The 23,109-nt window shown below is 71.7% G+C and carries 21 protein-coding genes, 1 tRNA gene and 1 pseudogene; 13 read left to right on the top strand and 10 right to left on the bottom strand.

All coding sequences use genetic code 11. The features are described from left to right. Nucleotides 1-2: 2 nt before the first annotated feature. From I8920_RS10605 to I8920_RS10565, 9 genes are all read left to right on the top strand, one after another. Nucleotides 3-1,145 (top strand): DNA polymerase III subunit delta', encoded by a 1,143-nt coding sequence (locus tag I8920_RS10605; protein WP_198656323.1) that lies wholly within the window; start codon nt 3-5, stop codon nt 1,143-1,145. Nucleotides 1,146-1,227: 82 nt separating this feature from the next. Next, nucleotides 1,228-1,863 (top strand): TetR/AcrR family transcriptional regulator, encoded by a 636-nt coding sequence (locus I8920_RS10600; protein WP_198656322.1) that lies wholly within the window; start codon nt 1,228-1,230, stop codon nt 1,861-1,863. 44 nt (nt 1,864-1,907) lie between these two features. Beyond that, nucleotides 1,908-1,980 (top strand) — tRNA-Thr (locus I8920_RS10595). A 226-nt stretch (nt 1,981-2,206) separates the two neighbouring features. Continuing rightward, nucleotides 2,207-2,971, top strand: coding sequence for a glycoside hydrolase family 16 protein (locus tag I8920_RS10590; protein ID WP_232832717.1), 765 nt, complete (start codon nt 2,207-2,209; stop codon nt 2,969-2,971). A gap of 129 nt (nt 2,972-3,100) precedes the next feature. Beyond that, entirely contained in the window at nt 3,101-3,541 is a 441-nt protein-coding gene (locus I8920_RS10585; protein ID WP_198656320.1) for a BLUF domain-containing protein, read from the top strand. A gap of 40 nt (nt 3,542-3,581) precedes the next feature. After that, nucleotides 3,582-4,577 carry a Gfo/Idh/MocA family protein gene (locus I8920_RS10580; protein ID WP_198656319.1) on the top strand — a complete coding sequence of 332 codons (996 nt, stop codon included), beginning with the start codon at nt 3,582-3,584 and terminating at the stop codon, nt 4,575-4,577. A gap of 73 nt (nt 4,578-4,650) precedes the next feature. Further along, the gene (locus I8920_RS10575) at nt 4,651-6,156 is read left to right on the top strand and encodes a D-alanyl-D-alanine carboxypeptidase/D-alanyl-D-alanine-endopeptidase (protein ID WP_198656318.1); all 1,506 of its coding nucleotides are present in this window, start codon (nt 4,651-4,653) and stop codon (nt 6,154-6,156) included. A gap of 23 nt (nt 6,157-6,179) precedes the next feature. Further along, the gene (locus I8920_RS10570) at nt 6,180-6,800 is read left to right on the top strand and encodes an isochorismatase family protein (protein ID WP_198656317.1); all 621 of its coding nucleotides are present in this window, start codon (nt 6,180-6,182) and stop codon (nt 6,798-6,800) included. Between the two features lie 95 nt (nt 6,801-6,895). Then, nucleotides 6,896-8,374 (top strand): NAD-dependent succinate-semialdehyde dehydrogenase, encoded by a 1,479-nt coding sequence (locus I8920_RS10565; protein WP_198658719.1) that lies wholly within the window; start codon nt 6,896-6,898, stop codon nt 8,372-8,374. 22 nt (nt 8,375-8,396) lie between these two features. Here the strand turns inward: I8920_RS10565 and I8920_RS10560 are convergent, their stop codons facing one another. The 10 genes and pseudogenes from I8920_RS10560 to I8920_RS10515 form a co-directional block, all read right to left on the bottom strand. After that, a complete protein-coding gene (locus I8920_RS10560; RefSeq protein ID WP_198656316.1) occupies nt 8,397-10,250 on the bottom strand; it encodes an ABC transporter ATP-binding protein in 1,854 nt (617 codons plus the stop codon). A 7-nt stretch (nt 10,251-10,257) separates the two neighbouring features. After that, a complete protein-coding gene (locus tag I8920_RS10555; protein ID WP_017888718.1) occupies nt 10,258-10,473 on the bottom strand; it encodes a helix-turn-helix domain-containing protein in 216 nt (71 codons plus the stop codon). Nucleotides 10,474-10,750: 277 nt separating this feature from the next. Beyond that, nucleotides 10,751-12,133, bottom strand: coding sequence for an MFS transporter (locus tag I8920_RS10550; protein ID WP_198658718.1), 1,383 nt, complete (start codon nt 12,131-12,133; stop codon nt 10,751-10,753). Nucleotides 12,134-12,339: 206 nt separating this feature from the next. Next, nucleotides 12,340-12,963, bottom strand: a pseudogene (ribA, locus tag I8920_RS10545) (GTP cyclohydrolase II); the annotation flags it as partial. Nucleotides 12,964-12,992: 29 nt separating this feature from the next. Further along, the gene (ribD, locus tag I8920_RS10540; protein ID WP_198658717.1) at nt 12,993-14,090 is read right to left on the bottom strand and encodes a bifunctional diaminohydroxyphosphoribosylaminopyrimidine deaminase/5-amino-6-(5-phosphoribosylamino)uracil reductase RibD; all 1,098 of its coding nucleotides are present in this window, start codon (nt 14,088-14,090) and stop codon (nt 12,993-12,995) included. Between the two features lie 92 nt (nt 14,091-14,182). Further along, nucleotides 14,183-14,740, bottom strand: a complete 558-nt coding sequence (locus tag I8920_RS10535) for a GNAT family N-acetyltransferase (RefSeq protein WP_198656314.1) — start codon at nt 14,738-14,740, stop codon at nt 14,183-14,185. 2 nt (nt 14,741-14,742) lie between these two features. Then, on the bottom strand, nt 14,743-15,753 hold the full coding sequence (gene trpS / locus I8920_RS10530) for a tryptophan--tRNA ligase (RefSeq protein ID WP_198656313.1): 1,011 nt from the start codon (nt 15,751-15,753) through the stop codon (nt 14,743-14,745). 40 nt (nt 15,754-15,793) lie between these two features. Further along, on the bottom strand, nt 15,794-16,636 hold the full coding sequence (locus I8920_RS10525) for an exodeoxyribonuclease III (protein WP_198656312.1): 843 nt from the start codon (nt 16,634-16,636) through the stop codon (nt 15,794-15,796). A gap of 126 nt (nt 16,637-16,762) precedes the next feature. Further along, the gene (locus tag I8920_RS10520; protein WP_017888725.1) at nt 16,763-17,035 is read right to left on the bottom strand and encodes an HPr family phosphocarrier protein; all 273 of its coding nucleotides are present in this window, start codon (nt 17,033-17,035) and stop codon (nt 16,763-16,765) included. Between the two features lie 69 nt (nt 17,036-17,104). Next, nucleotides 17,105-17,875: a DeoR/GlpR family DNA-binding transcription regulator gene (locus I8920_RS10515; protein WP_198656311.1), complete on the bottom strand. Its 771-nt coding sequence runs from the start codon at nt 17,873-17,875 to the stop codon at nt 17,105-17,107. A gap of 251 nt (nt 17,876-18,126) precedes the next feature. Here I8920_RS10515 and ptsP point away from each other — a divergent pair, with 251 nt between their 5' ends. The 4 genes from ptsP to I8920_RS10495 all read left to right on the top strand — a co-directional run bounded on the left by ptsP (nt 18,127) and on the right by I8920_RS10495 (nt 23,097). Next, nucleotides 18,127-19,782 carry a phosphoenolpyruvate--protein phosphotransferase gene (gene ptsP / locus I8920_RS10510; protein ID WP_198656310.1) on the top strand — a complete coding sequence of 552 codons (1,656 nt, stop codon included), beginning with the start codon at nt 18,127-18,129 and terminating at the stop codon, nt 19,780-19,782. Nucleotides 19,783-19,850: 68 nt separating this feature from the next. Further along, nucleotides 19,851-21,410 carry a PTS mannitol transporter subunit IICB gene (locus I8920_RS10505; protein ID WP_198656309.1) on the top strand — a complete coding sequence of 520 codons (1,560 nt, stop codon included), beginning with the start codon at nt 19,851-19,853 and terminating at the stop codon, nt 21,408-21,410. 89 nt (nt 21,411-21,499) lie between these two features. Then, entirely contained in the window at nt 21,500-21,937 is a 438-nt protein-coding gene (locus I8920_RS10500) for a PTS sugar transporter subunit IIA (protein ID WP_198656308.1), read from the top strand. Beyond that, nucleotides 21,934-23,097 carry a mannitol-1-phosphate 5-dehydrogenase gene (locus I8920_RS10495; RefSeq protein WP_198656307.1) on the top strand — a complete coding sequence of 388 codons (1,164 nt, stop codon included), beginning with the start codon at nt 21,934-21,936 and terminating at the stop codon, nt 23,095-23,097. Before I8920_RS10500 ends, I8920_RS10495 begins: the two co-directional genes overlap by 4 nt. The last annotated feature ends 12 nt before the right edge of the window (nt 23,098-23,109 follow it).

Genomic DNA, 23,109 nt, shown 5'->3' with positions numbered 1-23,109 from the left:
CCGTGAGCGTGTGGGACGGCCTGACCGGACAGGAAGAAGCGGTCGCATCGCTCCGGAACGCCGCGGAGTCCACCGACGGCACCGGGGGCATGACCCACTCGTGGCTCATCACCGGCCCGCCCGGATCGGGCCGCTCGAACGTCGCGACGGCCTTCGCCGCGGCGCTCGTGGGTGACGGCCCGGACGACGACCACACCCTCCGGCAGATCACCGCGAAGACGCACCCCGACGTCTCGGTGCTCACCACGCAGCGCGTCATCATCACCATCGACGAGATCCGGCAGCTCGTCACCTCGTCGCACTACTCGCCGTCGGTCGGGCGCTACCGCGTCGTCATCATCGAGGACGCCGACCGCATGACCGAGCGCACCTCGAACCTGCTGCTCAAGGCGCTCGAGGAACCGCCGGAGCGCACGGTGTGGATCCTCTGCGCCCCGAGCGAGGCCGACCTGCTGCCGACGATCCGGTCGCGCGTCCGCTCGGTGCGTCTCCGGGTGCCGGGCATCGAGTCCGTCGCCGACCTCCTCGTCGCACGGACCGGTGTCGACCGGGTGCTCGCGATGGACGCGGCCCGTCAGGCCCAGAGCCACATCGGGATGGCCCAGCGACTCGCCACGAGCGAGGACGCCCGCGACCGCCGACGTCGCACGCTGACGACGGTGCTCGGCGTGCGGAGCGTCGGCGACGCCGTCATGGCTGCCGCCGACCTGCTCGCGGTCGCCGACGAGGACGCCAAGTCGATCACCGAGCAGCGCGACTCCGAGGAGCGCGACGCCGCCCTGCGGTCGCTCGGCGTCGAACCCGGTGGCACCATCCCGCCGGCGCTCCGCTCCCAGTTGCGTGCCCTCGAGGAGGACCAGAAGCGCCGGGCCACCCGCAGCCTGCGCGACGGTCTGGACCGCATCCTGGTCGACGTCTCGTCGCTCTACCGCGACCTGCTGCTGCTCGGTCTCGGGGCCCCGGCCGAGCCGGTGAACCTCGCGATGCGGGACCAACTCGACCACGCGCTGCCGACGGTCCCGCCCGCCGCGGCGCTCGAGGTGCTCGACGCCGTCGCCCTCGCCCGGCAGCGGATCGCTGCGAACGTCGCTGCGCTGCTGGCGCTGGAAGCCCTGCTCGTCACGATCGCCCGCGCGCGCCGCTGACGGGCGGCGGCGACCCGGGCGAGGCGACCCGTGCCTCCAGGCCGGCGCCCCCGTCCACGGGGCCGCATGCGACAATCACGGCATGCCCGACCCCGAACCCGGTCTGCGTGAACGGAAGCGCCACGCCACCCGACTCGCGATCCAGCAGGCCGCCCTCCGGATCGCCGTCGAGGACGGCCTCGGCGCCGTCACCGTCGACGAGATCTCCCGCCGCGCCGACGTGTCGCCCCGCACGTTCTTCAACTACTTCGCGAACAAGGAACAGGCGATCCTCGGCGACGACCCTCGGTTGCCCGACGACGCCGCACTGCAGGCCTTCGTGGACGGTGGGCCGAGCGGTGAGCTGGTGCCCGACATCGGCGCCCTGCTGGTGCACTCGGCGCAGGCGTTCTTCACGGAACGCGGCCTGGTCGCGGAGCGGCAGCAGGTGCTCCGCGCCAACCCGGAACTGTTCAGCCGCCGGATGGCGTCGATGCAGGAGTTCCAGGCGGAGGTGCAGGCCGCCGTCGCACGACGTCTCGAACGCGCGGACCCGGTGCTCGCCGCGGACCCCGAGGGGCTCCGACGCCGGGCCGGTCTCGCGGCGGTCATCGCCCTCGCCGCACTGCGGCACGCGTGGTGGGAGTGGTCGGCCTCCGATGCCGGTGGGGAGCTCGTCGACGAGCTCGAACGCTCCTTCGCGGAGCTCGACGCGCTGGTTTCGCGTTCGCTCGTGTGAACCTGTATAGTCATTGCTCGTGCCGCTCCGGAACCGGAGCGCGCGCCGCCTTAGCTCAGTCGGTAGAGCGATTCACTCGTAATGAATAGGTCGTCGGTTCGATTCCGACAGGCGGCTCGGACAACACCCCGGTCAGCTCCGTGCAACACGGCGCTGACCGGGGTTTTCGCATTCCGGACGGAACGGACGCCCCTCGACCGAGGGACAGACGCCGGCTCGTCCGAGGGGCTACCCTTGTCCGCGATACGGGGGACCACGTGACCGAGCACCAGCCCAGCGACGCCGCAGTCGGCAGGACACCGGCGGTGCCGTCGTGCTGAGGCGGGTCCTGACGGTCGTCGTCGTGGCAGCCGCCGCCGGAGCCCTCGCGGTGACAGCGGCCGCGGTGCCCGGCGACCGTGCGACCTCGGCGACGGACCTGGACGCCGGTGTGACGACGGCGAGTCCGACCCCGGCCCCGACCATGCCGTCGTACCTGTCGGACCGCGAGCCGACGTTCTCCGAGGACTTCGACACCCCGGCGTCGGCAGGTGGGCCGTTCGCAGCCACCTACCGCGACTCGTGGCAGCCCTACCCGGACGGCACCGGCGGCAAGTACTGGTCGGGCAAGCTCATCAGCGCGCACGACGGGTACATGGACGTGGCGATGGACGGCGAGCACGGCGCCGCCGGAACCTTCGGCACGCCGACCGGGGCGTGGTCGCACGTCGGGGGCACGTTCAGCATCCGGGCCCGGGCGACCGGTGGCGAGGGCAACGGGGTGGCCGTGATGCTCTGGCCGACCTCCGACGCGTGGGTGGACGGCGAGCTCAACTACCCGGAGGGACAGTTCGAGGGATCGCCTCGGGTGTTCCACCACTCGATGACCCCCGGGTCCGAGCGTGACACCGAGCACTACAACACGCGCGTGTCGTGGCAGGACTGGCACACCTACACGACCGAGTGGGTCCCGGGGAAGATCATCCGGTACTACCTGGACGGCAAGCTCGTCTTCACCGTGCCGCGGAACGTCCCGACCACGCCGCACCGCTACATGTTCCAGGTCGGCAACTGGGGCGACCCTGGCCACCTGCAGATCGACTGGGTCCGCACCTACGACCCGGAGTGACCCGGCGGCCCGCTCGGTCGGCGATCCCCGTTCTGGGGATGCCGCGGTCGAACGGCGCACGCCACGATGGGAGGCGGTCCCGCTCCCGTCGCGTGGGACGGTCCCGTCGCGTCACGAGGAGAGGTCGTCATGCTGCTGTCCCTGGTCTACATGAGCGCCGCGAACCAGGTGTTCGACCAGGAACGCCTCGACGCGCTCCTGGAGTACTCGCGGCAGCGCAACGGTGCCGCCGGCCTGTCGGGGATGCTCGTCTACAAGGACGGCCGCTTCATGCAGCTGCTCGAGGGACCCGAGTCCGCCGTGCTCGAGACCTACCAGCGCATCATCGAGGACCCGCGTCACACCGACGTCGGCCTGCTGGTCGAGGAGCGCATCCACACGCCGCGGTTCGGCGAGTGGACGATGGCGTTCCACCGCGAAGCCGACGCGGAACTGCCCGACGGGTTCGACGCCTTCCTGACCGACGGGGATGCCAGCGCGGACAGCAGCCGGGCGCGCGAGCTCCTGCGCTGGTTCCGCAACCACCCGATGGCGGCACCGGACGCGGCCCTCGGCAAGCACCGCCGCTGACGCCGGGCCGGAGCCGACCCCGCCCTGGTAGACAGGGGCCATGACGGTTCGCTGGGGAGTCATCGGCACGGGCGGCATCGCCCGGTCCTTCGTGAGCGACTGCACTGCCGCGGGCATCGCGTTCAGCGCGGTGGGCAGCCGCACGCTCGAGCACGCCGAGGCGTTCGCGTCCGAGTTCGGCATCCCGCGGGCCCACGGCTCCTACGAGGACCTCGTCGCCGACGACCACGTCGACGCCGTGTACATCGCGACGCCGCACGTCCGGCACGCCGAGGACGCCCTGCTCGCGATCCGCGCCGGCAAGCACGTCCTGGTCGAGAAGGCGTTCACCATCACCGCGGACGAGGCCCGCACCGTCGTCGACGCAGCCCGGCAGGCCGGCGTGGCGGTGATGGAGGCGATGTGGACGCGCTTCCTGCCGCAGATGGCGATGATCCGCGAGGTCCTCGCCGAGGGCCGCATCGGACGGCCGATGGTCGTCGAGGCCACGCACCACCAGGCCCTGCCCACCGACCCCGACCACCGGCTCCGCGATCCCGCGCTGGGCGGGGGAGCGATGCTCGACCTCGGGGTCTACCCGGTGTCGTTCGCGGTGGACGTGCTCGGGGTGCCGACCTCGCTGGTGGCCGCGGGCACGCTGAGCGAGCAGGGCGTCGACGAGCAGATGGGGCTCGTCATGACGCACGAGGGCGGTGCGCAGTCGGTGATCCACTTCGGGATGGACCTGCGGAGCCCGAACACGGCATCGATCATCGGCGAGACCGGCCGCATCGACCTCGACACGACCTGGTACACGCCGACCACCTGGCGGATCCGCGACCGCGACGGCGCCGTGGTCGAGGAGTTCGACGGCCGCGAGGAGCTCGCCGGCTACGCGCACGAGGCCCGCGCCTTCGAGGCCATGATCACGTCGGGCCACCGCGACGGCGGCCCGATGGACCCGGACGAGACCGTCGCGATCATGGCGGTGATGGACGAGGCACGCCGCCAGGTGGGCGTCCGGTACCTGGCCGACGGCCCCGCCACGGCTCCCTGAGCGGGCCCGCCGCACGCACGGGTCACCGATCCGGCCTGGAGGCTCCTGCCGCGGTTCCGTAGGATCGGTCACGATGTCCGAGCCGCAGCCCACCCCGCGTCCCGTCTCCGCGCGACTCCGCGCCGCCGTCGCCGCGGCGCGCGCCTCGGCCGCTCGACGACCGGTGCCGTGGATCGCCGGCGGACTCGTGGGGCTGCTCGTGCTCGGATCCGGCGGTGCGGTGGCGGTCGCCGCGGCCACGACCCCGGACACCCGGACGGCCGCCGCACCGGGCCCGACCCGGAGTGCGTCCTCGGCTCCCGAGCGGACGACCACCACGAAGCGTCCGACGGCGACGCCGACGCCGACCCCCGCTGCCCGCGCGGTACCGGAGGACCTCGCCGGACCGTCCGCGCTCCGGACCTGCTCGATCGCCACGGCCGCCTCGGCGAGCGGCCTCGGCGACTTCGAGGGGTACGTGATGGACGCGAAGACGGGCAAGGTCCTGTTCTCGGAGCACGGCGAGCGTGCCGCGCAGACCGGCAGCGTGATGAAGACGCTCACGTCGGCGACCGCGCTCTCCGTCCTCGGCGGGGACCACCGCATCCCGACGACCGTCACGCGGGAGTCGCCGGACACCGTGGCGCTCGTCGGCCACGGGGACGCCACGCTGTCCGCCGGTGGCGGCACGGTCTACCCCGGCGCCCCCACCCTGGCGCAGCTGGCGGAGCAGGTGAAGACGAAGGTCGGCAGCACCCCGATCACCACGATCGTGGCCGACGGCACCTACTGGAGCTCCGCCGACGCCTGGGACCCCACGTGGCCGGTGTCGGAGCGGACCATCGGGTACCAGCCCAAGGTCACCGCCCTGATGGTCGACGGCGACCGTGCGGACCCCGCCGCGGCGACGTCGCCCCGGTCCGAGGACCCCGTCGGACGCGCCGGCACCGCCTTCCGGACGGCGCTGGCGAACGCGGGGGTCGCGGGAGCGGCGTCGGCGCAGATCGTCCAGCGGGCGACCACGGGGACCGAGACGATCGCGACGGTGTCCTCGCAGCCGGTCTCGGCGCTCATCGGGCAGATGATCCCGAACTCGGACAACACCCTGGCGGAGATGCTCGCGCGGGTGTCCTCGAAGGAGTCCGGGTCGAACGGCTCGGCGGCATCGCTGACGTCGGTGTACCAGTCGGCGCTGCGCTCGTACGGCCTCGACCCGGTCGGCATCGTGATCAAGGACGGCTCGGGCGAGAGCGCCGCGAACGCGGTGTCGCCGGAGTTCGTCGCGCACCTCATGGTGCAGGTCGCCTCCGGCGCGGACGGACTCGGGACGCTGGGGAACGCCCTGCCGGTGTCGGGACAGTCCGGCACCCTCGCCAGCCGGTTCACCGGCGCGAACGCGGTGGCCCGGGGCAAGGTGCACGCGAAGACCGGCTGGATCGACAGCGCGAACACCCTGGGTGGCTGGATCGACGCGGCCGACGGCACCCGTCTGACCTTCGCGTTCTACGCCATCGGCTCGCAGCGCGCCGCAGCGCTGCCGGCACTCGACGCCGTGACCGCCGCGACCTACTCGTGCGGGGGCAGGCTCACCGGGTCCTGAGCCACCGGGTGTTGGATGGACCCATGGCAAGAGCACTGCTCGTCGTGGACGTCCAGAACGACTTCACCGAGGGCGGTGCGCTCGCGGTCACCGGGGGTGCGGCGCTCGCGGAGCGCATCACCGCGTTCCTCGGCAGACACGGGGACGAGTACGACCTCATCGTGGCGTCCCGTGACTGGCACCACGGCGACGACGACAACGGCGGCCACTTCGCCGGTCCGGACGGCCCCGACTTCGTGGACACCTGGCCCGTGCACTGCGTGGCCGGCACCCCGGGCGCCGACTACCACCCGAAGCTCGACACGGCGATGATCGACGTCGGCGTCCTGAAGGGACAGGGGACCCCCGACTACTCGGCGTTCCAGGCCCGGACCGAGGACGGCGTCCCGCTGCCCGAGCTGCTGGCGGAGCGTCGGGTGACGACGGTCGACGTCGTCGGCATCGCCACGGACCACTGCGTCCGGGCATCGGCGCTCGACGCGCGTGCGGCCGGATTCGACGTCGCCGTCTACGAGGACCTGGTGGCCGGGGTCGACGCCGAGCGCAGCGCACGAGCACTCGACGAGATCCGGGCGGTCGGCGGCCACGTCGATCGCAGCGACATGGACGAGGGGCTCGCCAACCCCGGAGGAGCACAACTGTGAACAGCACGACCAGCACGACCAGCACGACCAGCACGACCAGCACGACCAGCACGGACGCCACCGCCACGTCCGACGCGGCGACCGACCCCGCCCTCGTGACGACCGTCGCCGACGAGCACGTCAGCGTCGTGGGCGTCCCCACGGGGCTGTCCATCGGCGGCGTCTGGCGTGCGGCGTCGACCGGTGCGACCTTCGCGGTGCGTGACCCCTCCACGGGGGCGGTCCTGGCCGAGGTCGCCGACGCGAGCCCCGAGGACGGCACGGCCGCGCTCGACGCCGCCGTCGCCGCGCAGTCGTCCTGGGCGGCCACGGCTCCCCGCGAACGGTCCGACGTGCTGCGGCGGGCGTTCGACCTCGTCCGCGAGCACACCGACGACCTCGCAGCCCTGATGTCGCTGGAGATGGGCAAGCCCCTGGCCGAGGCCCGCGGCGAGGTCGTGTACGGCGGCGAGTTCCTCCGCTGGTTCTCGGAGGAGGCCGTGCGGATCGGCGGCGACTACCGCACCAACCCGGAGGGCACCGGTCGCGGCATCGTGCTCAAGCGCCCCGTCGGCCCCGTCTACGCGATCACGCCCTGGAACTTCCCGCTCGCGATGGCCACCCGCAAGGTCGGACCCGCGCTCGCCGCCGGCTGCACGGTCGTGCTGAAGCCCGCCGACCTGACGCCGCTGACGACCCTGTTCCTGGCGGAGCTGTTCCGCCGCGCCGGGCTGCCGGACGGTGTGCTCAACGTGGTGCCGTCGAGTGACGCAAAGGGCCTGTCCGAGCCGATCATCGCCGACCGACGGCTGCGCAAGCTCACCTTCACCGGGTCCACCCCGGTCGGTTCGGCACTGCTCAAGCAGGCCGCCGACAACGTGCTGAAGACGAGCATGGAGCTCGGCGGCAACGCCCCGCTGCTGGTCTTCGACGACGCCGACCTGGACACCGCAGTCGACGCAGCCATGCTCGCGAAGTTCCGGAACGTCGGCGAGGCGTGCACCGCGGCGAACCGGTTCTTCGTGCAGGACGGCATCGCCGACGCGTTCGTCGCGGCGCTCACCGCGAAGGTCGACGCCCTGCGGGTCGGACGGGGCACCGAGGACGGCACGACGCTCGGGCCGCTCATCGACGACCGCGCGGTCGACAAGGCTGCCGGTCTGGTCGACGACGCCCTGTTGCGCGGCGCCCGGCTCGTCACCGGCGGGCACCGCATCGACCGCCCGGGCACGTTCTACGAGGCGACGGTCGTCGACGACGTGCAGCCCGGGTCGGACATCCTGACGACCGAGATCTTCGGGCCGGTCGCCTCGATCACGCGCTTCGGCACCGAGGACGAGGGCATCCGGCTGGCGAACGACACCGAGTACGGGCTCGTCGCCTACGCCTTCACGTCCGACTTCCGCCGGGGGCAGCGGCTGGCCGAGCGGCTCGAGACGGGCATGCTCGGGCTGAACACCGGCGTCGTGTCGAACGCGGCCTTCCCGTTCGGCGGGGTGAAGGCGTCCGGCCTCGGCCGCGAGGGCTCGCACGAGGGCATCGAGGAGTACCTCGAGTCGGTCTACGTGCTGACCCCGGACCCGTTCGCCGCCTGACCCCGCGGAGGACGGGCCTGCCTCACACCAGCAGCTGGTGCTTCGCCAGGTCGCGGTAGAGCGGCGTCGACTCGACGAGCTCGGAGTGCGTGCCGGCACCGACCACCCGGCCGTGCTCGAGCACGACGATGACGTCCGAGTCGACCACCGTCGACAGCCGGTGCGCGATCACGAGCAGCGTGCGGTCCTCGGCGACGGCGTCGATGGCGAGCCGCATCTTCTGCTCGTTGACCCCGTCGAGCGACGACGTCGACTCGTCGAGCAGCAGGATCGGGGGAGCGGCGAGCAGGGCGCGGGCGATGGCCAGACGCTGCCGTTCCCCGCCGGAGAGCATCACGCCGTCCTCGCCGACCTGGGCGTCGAGCCCGCGGGGATCGCGGTGCAGCACCTCGCCGAGGTTGACGGCCTCGAGCACCCGGACGCAGTCGTCCTCGGTGGCGTCCGGCGAGCCGAGCAGCAGGTTGGCGCGGATCGTGCCGGCGAGCACCGGTGCGTCCTGCTCGACGTAGCCGATCTGGGCGCGGAGCTCCTGCCGGTCCATGCCGCGGACGTCGATGCCACCGAGGCGGATCACGCCCTCGGTGGGGTCGTAGAACCGCTCGATGAGCGCGAGGGTCGTGGACTTGCCCGCACCCGACGGGCCGACGAGCGCGACGCGCGACCCGCGGGGCACCCGGAACGAGACGTCCTGCAGCACCACGTCGTCGGCCGGACGCGCGTCGTCGACGCGATCCGGGCCTCCCGGACGATCTGCGGGGTCGGACGCGACGGCGCCGTCGGCGCCCGATGCGTCCGCCTGGGCGTTGTACCGGAACGACACGTGCTCGAACGTGATGGCGTCGTCGCTGGCCACCGCTGCTGCGGGCCGGACCGACTTGTCGTCCTGCGACTCGGTGGGCAGGTGCAGGATCTCCTCGATGCGCCCGAGGGCACCGAGCGCCTGCGCGACGGCGACGACCGCCCCCATCGCCTGGCCGAGCGGCATGATCATCATGAAGAGCAGCAGGATGAACGTGATGAGCGTGGCGATCGTGATCGTGCCCGCGGCGACCTGCGCCCCGCCGACCCCGAGCACGACGATGAACGCGACCTGCATGACGATGCTCGCGACGGGGACGACGAGTGCCGACATCCGGGCGATGTCGAGGCCGCGGCGGTACGCCTCGGTCGCGTGGCCGTCGACCTCGCGCACCTCGCGGTCGGTCGCGCCCGCCGCGCGGATGGTGCGGACGGCGCCGATGCCGCGCTCGACCGCGGCGGTGAGGTCACCGACCTTCTCCTGCGCGCGCTTCGACGCCACGCGGATGCGACGGCTGAGCCCGCCGACGACGACGATGGCGACGACGACGATGATCACGACGATGCCGAGCAGCAGCGGGTCGATGACCGCCATCGCGACGATCGCACCGACGAAGGTCAGCGCGCCGCCGATCGACTCGATGAGGCCCTGGGTCAGGACGGCGCGCAGCAGGGTGGTGTCGCTGCCCACGCGCGACACGAGGTCGCCGGTGCGGCGGGTGTCGAACTCCGAGATCGGCAGGTTGAGGATGCGGCCGATGAGCTTGCGGCGGGTGGAGAGCACCACGCCCTCGCCGGCGCGCTGGAGCAGGAAGTGCTGCACGCCGTTGAGGACGCCGGCCACGATGACGAGCCCCACCAGCAGCCACACGAGCGTGCTGAGCGTGTCCCCTTGCTGCACGGCGGTGATGACCTGGTTGACCAACAGGGGTTGGGCGAGCGACGCCCCCGCGCCCAGGACGCTCAGCACGATGATGACGACCATCGCGGGCTTGTTCTCGAACAGGTAGGACAGCAGCCGACCGAACGTGGCGCGGGGGCCGTCGGTGGTCTTCGGGCGTGCGAAGGGGAAGCTCATCGTGCTCCTAGTTTCTGCCGTACTTCTTGTGCACTGCCTGTCGGCTGACGCCGAGCAGGGTCGCGATCTCCTGCCACGACGCGCCGGCGGTGCGGGCCCGGCGGGCGGCGAGCTCCTCGGCGCGGTCGAGCTCGCGGCGCAGCTCGCGCACGCTGGCGAGCGCCGAGAACGGGTCGTCCCCGGATGCGCCGGCCGCCAGGCTCGTGATGGTCGGTCGGTCCATGGGTGTCAACGTACATTGACGCGCTGACATCTGTCAACCTGCGTTGACGCGCGTCGGGTCGGTGGCGGGGTGTGGCGGGGTTGGTAGACGCCGGCGTCTCCGCTCGACGCCGCCACGCGCGCGAGACGCCGCCGAACTCGGCGGCGTCCCGGCGGGCCCGCGGCGTCTCGCTGACACGACGGCGTGTTGCGCGGGGCGGGGGTGGACGTGCGCCGCGACGGACGGGAGGCCCGGTGCCAGCTGGCACCGGGCCTCCCGTCCGTCAGGTGGTGACGCCTCAGGCGTCGGTGAACTCCTGCGACTTCGTCTCGCGCACGAACAGCAGCGCGACCAGGGTCACGACCGCGGCGATCGTCAGGTACAGACCGACCAGGAAGATCGTGCCGTCGGGCTGCCAGAGCGCCAGCGCGATCGTCGGCGCGAGCGAGGCGCCGAGGATGGACGCCACGTTGTACGCGATCGCCGACCCGGTGTAGCGCACGTTGGTCGGGAACAGCTCGGGCAGCAGTGCGCCCATCGGGCCGAACGTGAGCCCCATCAGCGACAGGCCGACGATGAGGAACGTCACCACGGTGAGCGGACCGGTCGAGGCGGCGAACCAGATCTGGAACGTCAGGCCGAACAGCGCGATGCCGATCGTGGTCGGGATGAGGGTCCGGCGGCGGCCGAAGCGGTCGGCCAGCATGCCCGCGATCGGGGTGAAGATGCCGAAGAACACCACGCCGATCATGAGCAGCGTCAGGAACTCGCCGCGCGTGTAGCCGAGGCCGACCTTCGGGACCAGCGGGCCGGCCTCGGCGCCGGTGGTGCCGTAGGACAGCGTGAACGTCGTCATGAAGTAGAAGAGCACGTAGGTGGCGACCATGCCGAAGGTGCCGACGATGAGCGCCTTCCACGAGGTGCGGAACACCCGGCCGAGCGGGACCTTCGCGACCGTGCCGGACTCCTGCACACCGCGGAACACGGGGGACTCCACGAGCTTGAAGCGCACGTACAGGCCGACCACGACGAGCACGGCGGAGAGCAGGAACGGGATGCGCCAGCCCCACGCCTGGAAGTCGGCGTTCGGGGTGCCGTCGGCAGCGGCCGGCATCGCCGCGTTGATCGCGATGAACAGGCCGTTGGCGAGCAGGAAGCCGATCGGGGCGCCGAGCTGCGGCATCGAGCCGAACACGCCGCGCTTGCCCTTCGGCGCGTTCTCGGTCGCGAGCAGGGCCGCGCCGGACCACTCGCCACCGAGCCCGACACCCTGGGCGAAGCGCATCACGGCGAGCAGGACCGGGGCCCAGATGCCGATCGAGTCGAAGGTCGGCAGGCAGCCGATCAGGAACGTGGCGGTGCCCATGACGAGCAGGGACGCGACCAGCGTGGTCTTGCGGCCGACGCGGTCGCCGAAGTGGCCGAAGACGACCGAACCGATCGGGCGGGCGAAGAAGGCCAGCGCGAAGGTGACGAAGGACGACAGCTGCGAGGCCGTCGGGTCCTCGTTCGGGAAGAACAGAGTGGGGAAGACGAGGACCGCGGCCGTCGCGTAGACGTAGAAGTCGTAGAACTCGATCGAGGTGCCGACCAGGCTGGCGATGACGACGCGGGAACGGGGGTTGCCGGCCGGTGCCTGGCCGTCGGGGGTGGGGTGTGCTGGTGCCGGTGCGGCGGTCATGGGTGCGGTGCGGTCTTCCGTGCTGCGCACTCCCGGACGGGAGCGCAGGGGGCCGGAACGGCGGACACCGACCAGTTCGCGCGGGGTGGCGCGGACACCGGTCGGGTGCGTTCGGTGGGGAGGGACCCGCTCGTGACGGGAGACCCGATCATACGGCAGATGCCGGATGGCTGCGAATCAGCCCGGAGTCGCCTGGTGGTCGGGACTCAGGCGCCGGCACCCGCTTCGAGGTGCGCCGGCAGCTGGTGCCCCATCCGGTCGCGCTTGGTGTCGAGGTACCCGGCGTTCTGCGCCTGGACGCCGACGACGAGGGGCACGAGCGACTCCACCGCGATGCCGTGCTCCTCGAGCTGCCGGCGCTTCTCCGGGTTGTTCGACAGCAGCCGGACGCTCGTGATCCCGAGGTCGGCGAGGATGCCGGCCGCACCGCCGTAGGCACGGGAGTCGGCGGGCAGCCCGAGCGCGAGGTTCGCGTCGAGGGTGTCGAGACCGTCCTCCTGCAGGCGGTAGGCCTTGAGCTTGTTGATCAGGCCGATGCCGCGCCCCTCGTGGCCGCGCAGGTAGACGACCACGCCGCCCTCCGCCGCGATGGTGTCGAGCGCCGCGTCGAGCTGCGGACCGCACTCGCACTTCAGCGATCCGAAGGCCTCGCCGGTCAGGCACTCGGAGTGCACCCGGACGAGGGTGCCGTCGGCGGGGAGCGACCCGTCGGGTAGGGGCGCGATGATCGCGACGTGCTCGGCGCTGGTGACGAGGTCGCGGTAGGCGCGCATCTCGAACGTGCCGTGGGTGGTCGGCACGTTCGTCGACACCTCGAAGTGGACCGGGCTGCCGGGCGTGGGGGAGGTCAGCGCGTCGCTCATGTGGTGCTCCGGTCGTTCGTGGGGCCGTCTGCCGACCCGGGTGTCGCGTGGTGCTGCTGCTGCTGCTGCTGCTGGCTCGGCTCGTGCGGGAGCCGGTGGTGCGGGTCGCCCTGCGGTCGAGCACGGACCAGCAGGTCGGGGCCCAGGGCGGTGGTCGATAGTACGTCCAACCGACGACGGTCCGGCATGCTTCCCACCCCGAGGTCACCGAGGGCCACTCGGGGTCCGCCGAGCAGGACCGGGGCCACGTACACCAGGTACTCGTCGACGAGCCCGGCGGCGATGAGCGCCGAGGCGACGGTGGGGCCGCCCTCGACGAACACCGAGTGCACGCCGTACCCACGCAGGGCGGCGAGCGAGGCACCGAGGTCGTGGCCGCGCAGGGTGACGAGTCCGCGTGGGTGTCGACGCACGGCGGCGTCGGCCGGGACGGGCCGGTCGCCGAGCACGACGGCGAGGGGCTGGTCGGCGAGGAGCTCACCGGCGTCCCCGCGGGCGGTCAGGCTCGGGTCGTCGGCGAGCACGGTCCCGGTGCCGACCAGGATCGCGTCGTGCGCGGCGCGCTGTTCGTGGACGTGCTGCCGAGCGGCCGCCCCGGTGATCCACTTGCTCGTGCCGTCCGGCGCGGCGGCCCGACCGTCGAGGCTCGACGCCCACTTCACCGTCACCCACGGACGCCCGAGCCGCACCGACAGCAGCCAGCGTTCCAGGAACGACTCTGCCTGGTCGGCGAGCACCCCGGACACGACGTCGACGCCGCCGGCGCGCAGGCGATCGGCACCGCCGTGCACCTCGGCACCGGGATCGTCGATCGCGTACACGACGCGGGCGACCCCGGCCTCGAGCAGGGCGAGCGCGCACGGCCCGGTCCGGCCGGTGTGGTTGCAGGGTTCGAGCGTCACGACGGCGGTCGCGCCGCGGAGGCGTTCCGGGTCGACCTTCGCCATCGCGTCCACCTCGGCGTGCGGTGTGCCGGCACCCTTGTGCCACCCCTCGGCGAGGACGTCGCCGTCGGGGGAGAGGAGCACCGCACCGACGCGCGCGTGGTCACCGACGGCGGGCCCGAGGGCCGCGAGTTCGAGCCCGCGGCGCATCGCCCGGACCTCGGAGGGTCGTGCCGTGTCGCTCACGGGCCGAGCCTACCGGCGGGGGAAGGGTGACGTGTCACCACGGCCTGCGGGCACCCTCAGGACGCGGACGGCCAGGGGAGGTCCGACGCCGGAGCGCCGTCGCTGCGACGGAGTCCGGTCCACGCGGTCGTCGGGCCGCCGTCGCGGTCGGGGATGCGGGCCGTGCCGGTCCCCGTGAACGAGAACCCGGCGGCACGGGCCACGGCGGCCGATGCGGTGTTGCCCGCGTAGCACTCCCAGTAGACGTCGGGTGCCCCACCCGCGAAGGCCCACTGGACGACGAGTTCGACGGCGTCGTGCATCAGACCGGCGCCGCGGGCGGACGGCGCCAACCAGAAGCCGAGGTCGCGCCCGGCCGTGCGGTAGCTGATGACCCCCTCGAGCCAGGTCGAGCCGGCGCGACGGATCGCCCAGGTGTACTCGCGGTCGGACGCCCAACCCGGACCGACGAGGGCGTCGACGAACGTGCGGGCGTCCTGTTCGCGGTACGGCGTCGGCACCGTGGTCCAGCGGACCACGTCCGGGTCCTGGCAGGCGTCGGTGATCGCGGTGGTGTCCGCGCGGGTGGGGACGTCGAGCCGCACCCGCGCGGACTCCAGCGTGACGGGCTGCATCGTCAGCCGCGCGCCCGGGGCACGAAGCCGATGCGGTCGTAGACCCGGGCGAGGGTCTCGCGGGCGATCGACTCGGCGCGGTCGGCGCCCACGGCGAGCAGCCGGTCGAGCTCGGCCGGGTCGTCGAGCAGCTCGAGGGTCCGTGCGCGCACGGGTTCGAGCTCGGCCACGACGGCGTCGGCGACCTCGCCCTTCAGGTCGCCGTAGCCCTTGCCCTGGAACGACGTCTCGAGGTCGGCGACGGACGTACCGGTGAACGCGGACAGGATCGAGAGCAGGTTCGTGATGCCGGGCTTCGCCTGCCGGTCCGCCCGGATCTCGCGCTCGGTGTCGGTCACGGCCGACCGGATCTTCTTCGCGGTGCGCTTCGGGTCGTCGAGCAGACGGATGAGGCCGTTGTCGGACGCGGCCGACTTGCTCATCTTGCTGGTCGGGTCCTGCAGGTCGTAGATGCGCGCGGTGTCGGTGAGGATCCGCGCCTCGGGCACGACGAAGGTCTCGCCGAACCGCGAGTTGAAGCGGCCGGCCAGGTCGCGGGTCAGCTCGACGTGCTGGCGCTGGTCGTCGCCGACCGGCACCACCTTGGTGTCGTAGAGCAGGATGTCCGCGGCCATCAGGATCGGGTACGTGAAGAGCCCGACGGACGCGGTCTCCGCGCCCTGACGCGCCGACTTGTCCTTGAACTGGGTCATCCGGCTGGCCTCGCCGAAGCCCGTCAGGGTGTTCAGCACCCAGGCGAGCTCGGCGTGCGCGGGCACGTGCGACTGCACGAAGAGCGTCGCCCGGCTGGGGTCGATGCCGGACGCGATGTACTGCGCGGCGGTCGCCCGGGTGTTCGCCCGGAGCTCGGCCGGGTCCTGCGGCGAGGTGATCGCGTGCATGTCGACGACGCAGTAGATGGCGTCGTGGTCGTCGAGCAGCGTCCTCCACTGCATGAGCGCCCCGACGTAGTTGCCGAGGTGCAGCGAGCCGGCGGACGGCTGGATGCCCGAGAAGATGCGGGTGGTGGTCATGGTGGTGCTCCGGTGCGTCAGGTGAAGCGAGAGAAGAGGGTCAGAGTTCGTAGTCGACGACCACGGGGGCGTGGTCGGACCATCGCTGGTCGTACGCCGCAGCGCGGTCGACCGTGTACTCCGTGACCTTCGCGGCGAGGTCGGGTGTGGCCATCTGGTAGTCGATGCGCCAGCCGGTGTCGTTGTCGAAGGCCTGACCGCGCCACGACCACCACGTGTACGGGCCCTCGACGTCACCGGCCTGGGCGCGGCCCACGTCGACCCACCCGAGCCCGGGGCCGGTGGAACCGTCGGCACCCTCGACCTCGGTGCCCTGCTCGCCGAAGAAGCGGGAGAAGTAGGCACGCTCGCGCGGCAGGAAGCCGGCTCGCTTGACGTTGCCCTTCCAGTTCTTGATGTCGCGCTGGTCGTGGCCGACGTTGAGGTCGCCCACGACGACGGCGAGCGGGTTGTGCTCGCGGAGCGCGGGCAGCCGCTCGGTCATCGCGTCGAGGAACGTCCACTTCTCGTCCTGCTTGGGGGTGTCGACCTCGCCCGAGTGCACGTAGGTGGAGACCACGGTGACCGTCGTGCCGCCGATCTCGTAGTCGGCCTCGAGCCAGCGCCCGGCGGAGTCGAAGTCGTCCGCACCCAGCGCGACACGGTGCACGTGTGCGCTGTGACGTGAGGCGATCGCGACGCCGGCCCGACCCTTCGCGGTCGCCGGGTCGTGCACGATGTCCCACTCGTCGCCGAGCAGCGCCGCCAGGTCGTCGCTCGACGCGCGCACTTCCTGCAGGGCCAGCACGTCGACGTCACGGGTGGCGAGCCAGTCGCCCATTCCCTTGCGGAAGGCGGCGCGGACGCCGTTCACGTTGACGGATGCGAGGCGCAGGCGTGTCATGCAGAACACCTTATCGGCGGGTGCCGACAGCCCTGGACGCCCCCAGGACGCACGGGAGGCACGGTGCCAGCCGGCACCGTGCCTCCCGTGCGTCCGGTGGTCGCGTCCCGGACGCGACCTGCGCGATCAGGCCGCGTCGTGGTCCGTCCCGAGGAACTCGACCAGGCTGTCCGCGGTGGTCTCGGCGTCGTCGCCCGAGACGGTGAGGGTGACCTCGTCGCCGTGCTCGATGCCGAGCCCGAGCAGGGCGAGGATGCTGCCGGCGTTCCCGGACTTGTCGCCCTTGGCGATCGTGACCTGGTGCCCGGACGCCGTCACGGTCTGGACGAAGAGGGAGGCGGGGCGAGCGTGCAGGCCGGATGCGCTGGCGACGGTCACGGTGCGGGTGGCTTCGGACATCGATGAACTCCTGTCGATGGGTGGTGCGCTCATGCTAGCGAGCGCGTGGTGGACGGGTCCGGCGCGCGGTCAGGGTCGACCGGGCCAGAAGACCTCGGTGCCGGCGGCCTCGACCTCGCGCACGAGGTCGAGGTTGACGGCGGGGTCGGTGATGATCGTGTCGATCGCCGCGAGCGGGGCGACGCGGCCGAACTCCTCGCGCCCGAACTTGGTGTGGTCGGCGAGCAGGATGCTCCGGCGAGCGGACTTGATCATGGCGGACTTCACGGCGGCCTCGGCCATGTTGTGCGTCGTCAGTCCGCGCTCCGGGGTGATCCCGTTGATGCTGATGAAGGCCACGTCGACGCTCACCATCCCGATGAGCTGGTGCGTCCAGGTGCCGACGCCGGCCAGCGAGTCGCTGCGGATGTTCCCGCCGAGCAGGTGCAGGTCGATGCCCGGACGGTTCGCGACCGCCGAGGCCACGGGGAGCGAGTGCGTGACCACGGTGAGCCCGCGGTCGGTGGGCAGCATCTCGGCCAGGCAGATGGTCGACGTGCCGGCGTCGATCATCACCGAGCCGTTCTCCGGCAGCTCCTCGAGCGCGGCCTCGGCGATGACCATCTTCTCGGTCTGGTTGATGCCGCCGCGGTCGCCGACGCCCGGGTGCAGGGTGATGCGCTCCACCGGGATCGCCCCACCGTGGGCACGGCGGACGAGTCCGCGGCGTTCGAGGCTGGTCAGGTCGCGCCGGATGGTCTCCGGCGTCACGGCCAACAGCTCGGCCAGGTCCTTGACGTCGACCCGCCCGTGCGCGCGCGCCTGTTCGACGATGCGCTGGTGGCGCTCTGGTGCGTACATCGGACCTCGTCGTCTCGGGTCGGAACGGAACGGACATGCTCGGGCACGTGGTCGGCGACGACGACGGCCGCGGTCGATCCGCCAGACGCAAACGGGCATCTGTTTCTGCATTTTTATCCCCGGATGTGTTTGTTTGTCAACGCGGATCGGGGTAGTGTGCTCTCAGCCGCACGGGCGTGGTCCGCTTCCGTGCCGCTGCGCACCGAACGAACCACCCCACCGCAAGCGCGTGTGAGATGAAGGAGTCTCGAATGTCCGAACTGCTCGGCACCGGCGTCGGCCGTGGCGTCGCCCACGGCCCCGTGCTCCGGATGGCTGACCCGCTCGGCGAACCGTCGAAGGACGCGCTCGCAGGGTCGGCGGACGACGCCAAGCAGGCCGTGCACGACGCGCTCGCCGCGGTGGCGGACGACCTCAACAAGCGCGGACAGCTCGCCGGTGGCGACGCCCAGGCCGTGCTCGAGGCGCAGGCGCTCATGGCGCAGGACCCGACGCTGCTCGACGACGTCCACACCCGCATCGCCGGCGGCACCAACGCCGAGCGCGCGGTGTTCGAGGCCTTCGCCCAGTTCCGCGACCTGCTCGTCGGCATGGGCGGCTACATGGGGGAGCGCGCGGCCGACCTGGACGACGTCGCCCAGCGCATCATCGCGAAGCTCCGGGGCGTCCCCGCTCCCGGTGTGCCCGAGTCGGACACCCCCTTCGTCCTCGTCGCACGTGACCTCGCTCCCGCCGACACCGCGCTGCTCGACCTCGACAAGGTGCTGGCGCTCGTCACCCGTGACGGCGGTCCGACCTCGCACACCGCGATCCTCGCCCGCGCCAAGGGCATCACCGCCATCGTCGGCGTGACCGGCGCCGACGAGCTCGCCGAGGGCGTCCACGTCGTCGTCGACGCCGCCGCCGGGACGGTCGTCACCGACCCGTCCGAGTCGCTCGTGGCCGAGGTCGACCAGCGGATCGCGGACCGGCTCGCCGCCGCTGCCGCCCCGCTCACCGCCGGCGCCCTCGCCGACGGCCACGTCGTGCCGCTGCTCGCGAACCTCGGCAGCCCCGCCGACGCCGCCGGCGCCGTTGCTCTCGGTGCGGAGGGCGTGGGGCTCTTCCGCACCGAGTTCCTCTTCCTCGACTCGCCGACGGCCCCCACGGTCGAGCAGCAGACCGAGTCGTACCGCCAGCTCCTCGCGGCGTTCCCCGGCAAGAAGGTCGTCGTCCGCGCGCTCGACGCCGGTGCCGACAAGCCGCTGCCGTTCCTCACCGACAAGGACGAGGAGAACCCGGCGCTCGGTCGTCGTGGCCTCCGTGCCCTGCGGAACCACCCCGAGGTGCTGCGCGACCAGCTCACCGCGCTCGCCCAGGCCGACGCCGCGACCGAGGCCGACCTGTGGGTCATGGCCCCGATGGTCGCCGACGCCGAGGAGACCGAGTACTTCGTCACCCTGGCCCGCGAGCTCGGCATCCGCACCGCCGGCGTCATGGCCGAGGTGCCGTCGCTCGCCCTGATGGCCGAGCAGGTGTTCCAGAACGCGGACTTCGTGTCCATCGGCACGAACGACCTGACCCAGTACACGATGGCCGCCGACCGCATGCTCGGCAGCGTCGCGTCCTACCAGGACCCGTGGCACCCGGCCGTCCTGCGCCTCGTCGCGCAGCTCGGCACCGCCGGGGCCACCGCCGGCAAGGCCGTCGGGATCTGCGGCGAGGCGGCAGCGGACCCGCTGCTCGCCGTCGTCCTGGTCGGTCTCGGCGCCACCACCCTGTCCATGACCCCCGCGGCCCTGGCCGACGTGCGCGCCGAACTCGGTCGTCACACGCTCGAGCAGGCCCGCGAGATGGCGACGGCGGCACTCGCCGCGAGCACGGCGGCGGCCGCCAGGTCCGCCGCGGCCGCAGCGCACGCCGCCTGACCCACCACCCCCGGCACCACCCCTCCCATCACCACGCAGCAGCTCCACCACACAGAAAGTCACCGCACATGACAACGTCGTCCGTTGCAGCGCCCGACGCTCCCGCGAAGTCGCGGGGCGGCGCACGCGTCGCCGTTCAGAAGTTCGGCACGTTCCTCTCCGGCATGGTCATGCCCAACATCGCGATCTTCATCGCGTGGGGTCTGATCACGGCCTTCTTCATCGAGACCGGTTGGACCCCCGTCGGCATCCTCGGCGGGTTCGGAGAGACGGACGGCGTCGCGAACGTCGGCCTCGTCGGCCCGATCCTGACCTACCTCATCCCGCTCGCGATCGCCTTCCAGGGCGGCCGCATGGTCTACGAGACCCGCGGTGCCGTCGTCGGCGCCATCATGGCGATGGGTGTCATCCTCGGTGCCGCCGGCACGGTGATGATCCTCGGCGCGATGATCTGCGGCCCCCTCGGTGCATGGCTCATCAAGCAGATCGACAAGATCTGGGACGGCAAGATCAAGCCCGGCTTCGAGATGCTCGTCAACAACTACTCGGCCGGCATCCTGGGCTTCGGCCTCGCGCTCCTCGGCTTCTTCTGGCTCGCGCCGGTCTTCAAGGCCATCGCCGAGGGCCTGGGCGTCGCCGTCGAGTTCCTGGTGAACAACTCCCTGCTGCCGCTCGCGAGCGTCATCATCGAGCCGGCGAAGGTGTTCTTCCTCAACAACGCCATCAACCACGGCGTGCTGTCCCAGCTCGGTGCGCAGCAGGTCGAGGAGTCGGGCAAGTCCATCCTGTTCCTGCTCGAGGCGAACCCCGGCCCCGGTCTCGGTCTGCTGCTCGCATTCACCTTCTTCGGTGTCGGCATCGCCCGCTCGACCGCTCCCGGCGCGATCCTCATCCAGTTCTTCGGTGGCATCCACGAGATCTACTTCCCGTACGTGCTGCAGAAGCCGATCCTGTTCGTCGCCGTCATCCTCGGTGGCGCCACGGGCGTCGGCACCAACGTGCTCTTCAACTCCGGTCTCGTCGCCCCGGCGTCGCCCGGTTCGATCTTCGCGGTGCTGACCGCGACGTCGAAGGACAGCTACGTCGGCGTCATCCTGTCGGTCGTCCTGTCCGCCGCGGTCACCTTCGCGGTCGCGTCCTTCTTCCTGCTCGCCAGCCGCAAGCGTGACCTGGCGTCGGGCAACGGTGGCGACATGAGCGCCGCGATGGCGAAGCTCCAGGCGAACAAGGGCCGCGAGGCCAACGCCGCGACCGCCGGCCTGCTCGGCAACAACTCGCCGGCCAACGAGGAAGAGGCCGAGGCCTCCCTCGGTGGCGTCGGCTCGGCGAGCACGGCGACCGCGACGAAGGTCCAGAACCTGGTCTTCGCCTGCGACGCCGGCATGGGCTCGAGCGCCATGGGTGCCAGCGTCCTGCGCAACAAGATCAAGAAGGCGGGCATCGAAGGGGTGACGGTCTCCAACAAGGCGATCGCGAACCTGTCCGGTGACGAGGACCTGATCATCACGCAGGAGGAGCTCACCGAGCGCGCCAAGCAGAAGAACCCGAACGCGCAGCACGTGTCGGTCGGCAACTTCATGAACGCGCCGCAGTACGACCAGGTCGTCGAGCAGCTGAAGAACCAGTAACGCCACAACCAGTAACGAAGTGCAGTATCGGAGGGGACGGGTCTGACCCGTCCCCTCCATCACGTCCTCGAACACAAGGAGAACCCCCGATGCCCGTCCTGCAGGAGAGCCAGATCCGCATCCACACCGAGGACACCGCTCCGACCAAGTCGGAAGCGATGAAGGAGGCGGCCGAGATCCTCGAGGCTGCGGGCGCGGTCACGGCGGACTACTACCCGGCGATGCTCGAGCGCGAGAAGAGCGTGTCCACCTACATGGGCAACTTCCTCGCCATCCCGCACGGCACCAACGACGCGAAGGACGCCATCAAGTCGTCCGCCCTGTCGTTCATCCGCTACGCCACCCCCATCGACTGGGACGGCAACCCCGTGCGGTTCGTCGTCGGCATCGCCGGCGTGAACAACGAGCACCTCGACATCCTGTCCAAGATCGCGATCGTGTTCTCCGACGAGGACGAGGTCCAGAAGCTCACCGACGCCGCCGACACGAGCGCCATCCTGTCGATCCTCGGCGAGGTCAACGAGTGAGCGCGGAACACGGCACCGCGGTCCACTTCGGCGCGGGCAACATCGGTCGTGGCTTCGTCGGGCTCCTGCTGCACCAGGCGGGGTACGAGGTCGTCTTCGCCGACGTCGCCGCTCCGCTCATCGACGCCCTGGCCGCCGCCGACTCGTACACCGTGCACGAGGTCGGCGCCGGTGCCCAGGACCACGAGGTCACCGGCTTCCGCGCCCTGAACAGCGCGCAGGACGAGGACGGCGTCGTGGCGGAGATCGCCGCCGCCGACGTCGTCACGTGTGCCGTCGGCCCGAACGTCCTGCGCTTCATCGCGCCCGTCATCGCCCGTGCGCTCGTCGCACGCGACGCCGACGCCGCGCCCATCGCCGTCATGGCGTGCGAGAACGCCCTGAACGCCACGGACCGGCTGCGTGAGTTCATCGTCGACGCCCTGCCCGAGGACGGCCGCGACGCCGCCCTGGCCAAGGCCGTCTTCGCGAACACCGCCGTCGACCGCATCGTGCCCGCGCAGCCCGAGGGCGGCGGACTCGACGTCACCGTCGAGACCTACTTCGAGTGGGCCATCGACCGCACCCCCTTCGGTGGCAACGAGCCGGCGATCCCGGGTGCGCACTACGTCGACGGGCTCGCCGCGTCGATCGAGCGCAAGCTCTTCACGGTGAACACCGGGCACGCCACCGTCGCGTACCACGGGTTCCTCGCTGGGGCGGACAAGATCTCGGACGCCATCGCGATCCCGGCGGTGCGTTCCGCGCTCGAGTCCGTGCTCGCCGAGACGAGCGACCTGCTCGTCCGCCGGCACGAGCTCGACCCCGAGGTGCACCGCGCCTACGTGCGGGCGATCATCGCGCGGTTCGAGAACGAGCACCTACCCGACACCGTGACGCGCGTCGGCCGACAGCCGCTCCGCAAGCTGTCGCGCGACGAGCGCTTCGTCTCGCCCGCCGCCGCGCTGGCCGAGGACGGCACGGAACCGACTGCGCTGTTGGACGCGATGGGTGCGGCACTCCGCTTCGACGTCGCGGACGACGAGCAGAGCGTCGAACTGCAGGCACTGCTGGCCTCGGACGCATCCGATGCCGACGTGGTCACCCAGATCACCGGGCTCGACGCGCAGCACCCGCTGCACGCGGCGTTCGCCGACCGGGTGCGCCAGGCGCGCGCCTGACGACGTCCGCGT

Source organism: Curtobacterium sp. YC1, assembly GCF_016267665.1.
In the GTDB taxonomy this organism is placed as follows: Bacteria; Actinomycetota; Actinomycetes; order Actinomycetales; family Microbacteriaceae; genus Curtobacterium.
The sequence above is the reverse complement of the archived record's forward strand: the minus strand, read 5'-3'. Positions and strand labels throughout refer to the sequence as shown.

Excerpts from the sequence above, each read along its gene's own strand:
- I8920_RS10600 (WP_198656322.1), top strand. The coding sequence starts at position 1,228 with ATGCCCGACCCCGAACCCGGTCTGCGTGAACGGAAGCGCCACGCCACC.
- I8920_RS10585 (WP_198656320.1), top strand. The coding sequence starts at position 3,101 with ATGCTGCTGTCCCTGGTCTACATGAGCGCCGCGAACCAGGTGTTCGAC.
- I8920_RS10580 (WP_198656319.1), top strand. The coding sequence starts at position 3,582 with ATGACGGTTCGCTGGGGAGTCATCGGCACGGGCGGCATCGCCCGGTCC.
- I8920_RS10575 (WP_198656318.1), top strand. The coding sequence starts at position 4,651 with ATGTCCGAGCCGCAGCCCACCCCGCGTCCCGTCTCCGCGCGACTCCGC.
- I8920_RS10570 (WP_198656317.1), top strand. The coding sequence starts at position 6,180 with ATGGCAAGAGCACTGCTCGTCGTGGACGTCCAGAACGACTTCACCGAG.
- I8920_RS10560 (WP_198656316.1), bottom strand. The coding sequence starts at position 10,250 with ATGAGCTTCCCCTTCGCACGCCCGAAGACCACCGACGGCCCCCGCGCC.
- I8920_RS10555 (WP_017888718.1), bottom strand. The coding sequence starts at position 10,473 with ATGGACCGACCGACCATCACGAGCCTGGCGGCCGGCGCATCCGGGGAC.
- I8920_RS10550 (WP_198658718.1), bottom strand. The coding sequence starts at position 12,133 with ATGACCGCCGCACCGGCACCAGCACACCCCACCCCCGACGGCCAGGCA.
- ribD (WP_198658717.1), bottom strand. The coding sequence starts at position 14,090 with ATGCGCCGCGGGCTCGAACTCGCGGCCCTCGGGCCCGCCGTCGGTGAC.
- I8920_RS10535 (WP_198656314.1), bottom strand. The coding sequence starts at position 14,740 with ATGCAGCCCGTCACGCTGGAGTCCGCGCGGGTGCGGCTCGACGTCCCC.
- trpS (WP_198656313.1), bottom strand. The coding sequence starts at position 15,753 with ATGACCACCACCCGCATCTTCTCGGGCATCCAGCCGTCCGCCGGCTCG.
- I8920_RS10525 (WP_198656312.1), bottom strand. The coding sequence starts at position 16,636 with ATGACACGCCTGCGCCTCGCATCCGTCAACGTGAACGGCGTCCGCGCC.
- I8920_RS10520 (WP_017888725.1), bottom strand. The coding sequence starts at position 17,035 with ATGTCCGAAGCCACCCGCACCGTGACCGTCGCCAGCGCATCCGGCCTG.
- I8920_RS10515 (WP_198656311.1), bottom strand. The coding sequence starts at position 17,875 with ATGTACGCACCAGAGCGCCACCAGCGCATCGTCGAACAGGCGCGCGCG.
- ptsP (WP_198656310.1), top strand. The coding sequence starts at position 18,127 with ATGTCCGAACTGCTCGGCACCGGCGTCGGCCGTGGCGTCGCCCACGGC.
- I8920_RS10505 (WP_198656309.1), top strand. The coding sequence starts at position 19,851 with ATGACAACGTCGTCCGTTGCAGCGCCCGACGCTCCCGCGAAGTCGCGG.
- I8920_RS10500 (WP_198656308.1), top strand. The coding sequence starts at position 21,500 with ATGCCCGTCCTGCAGGAGAGCCAGATCCGCATCCACACCGAGGACACC.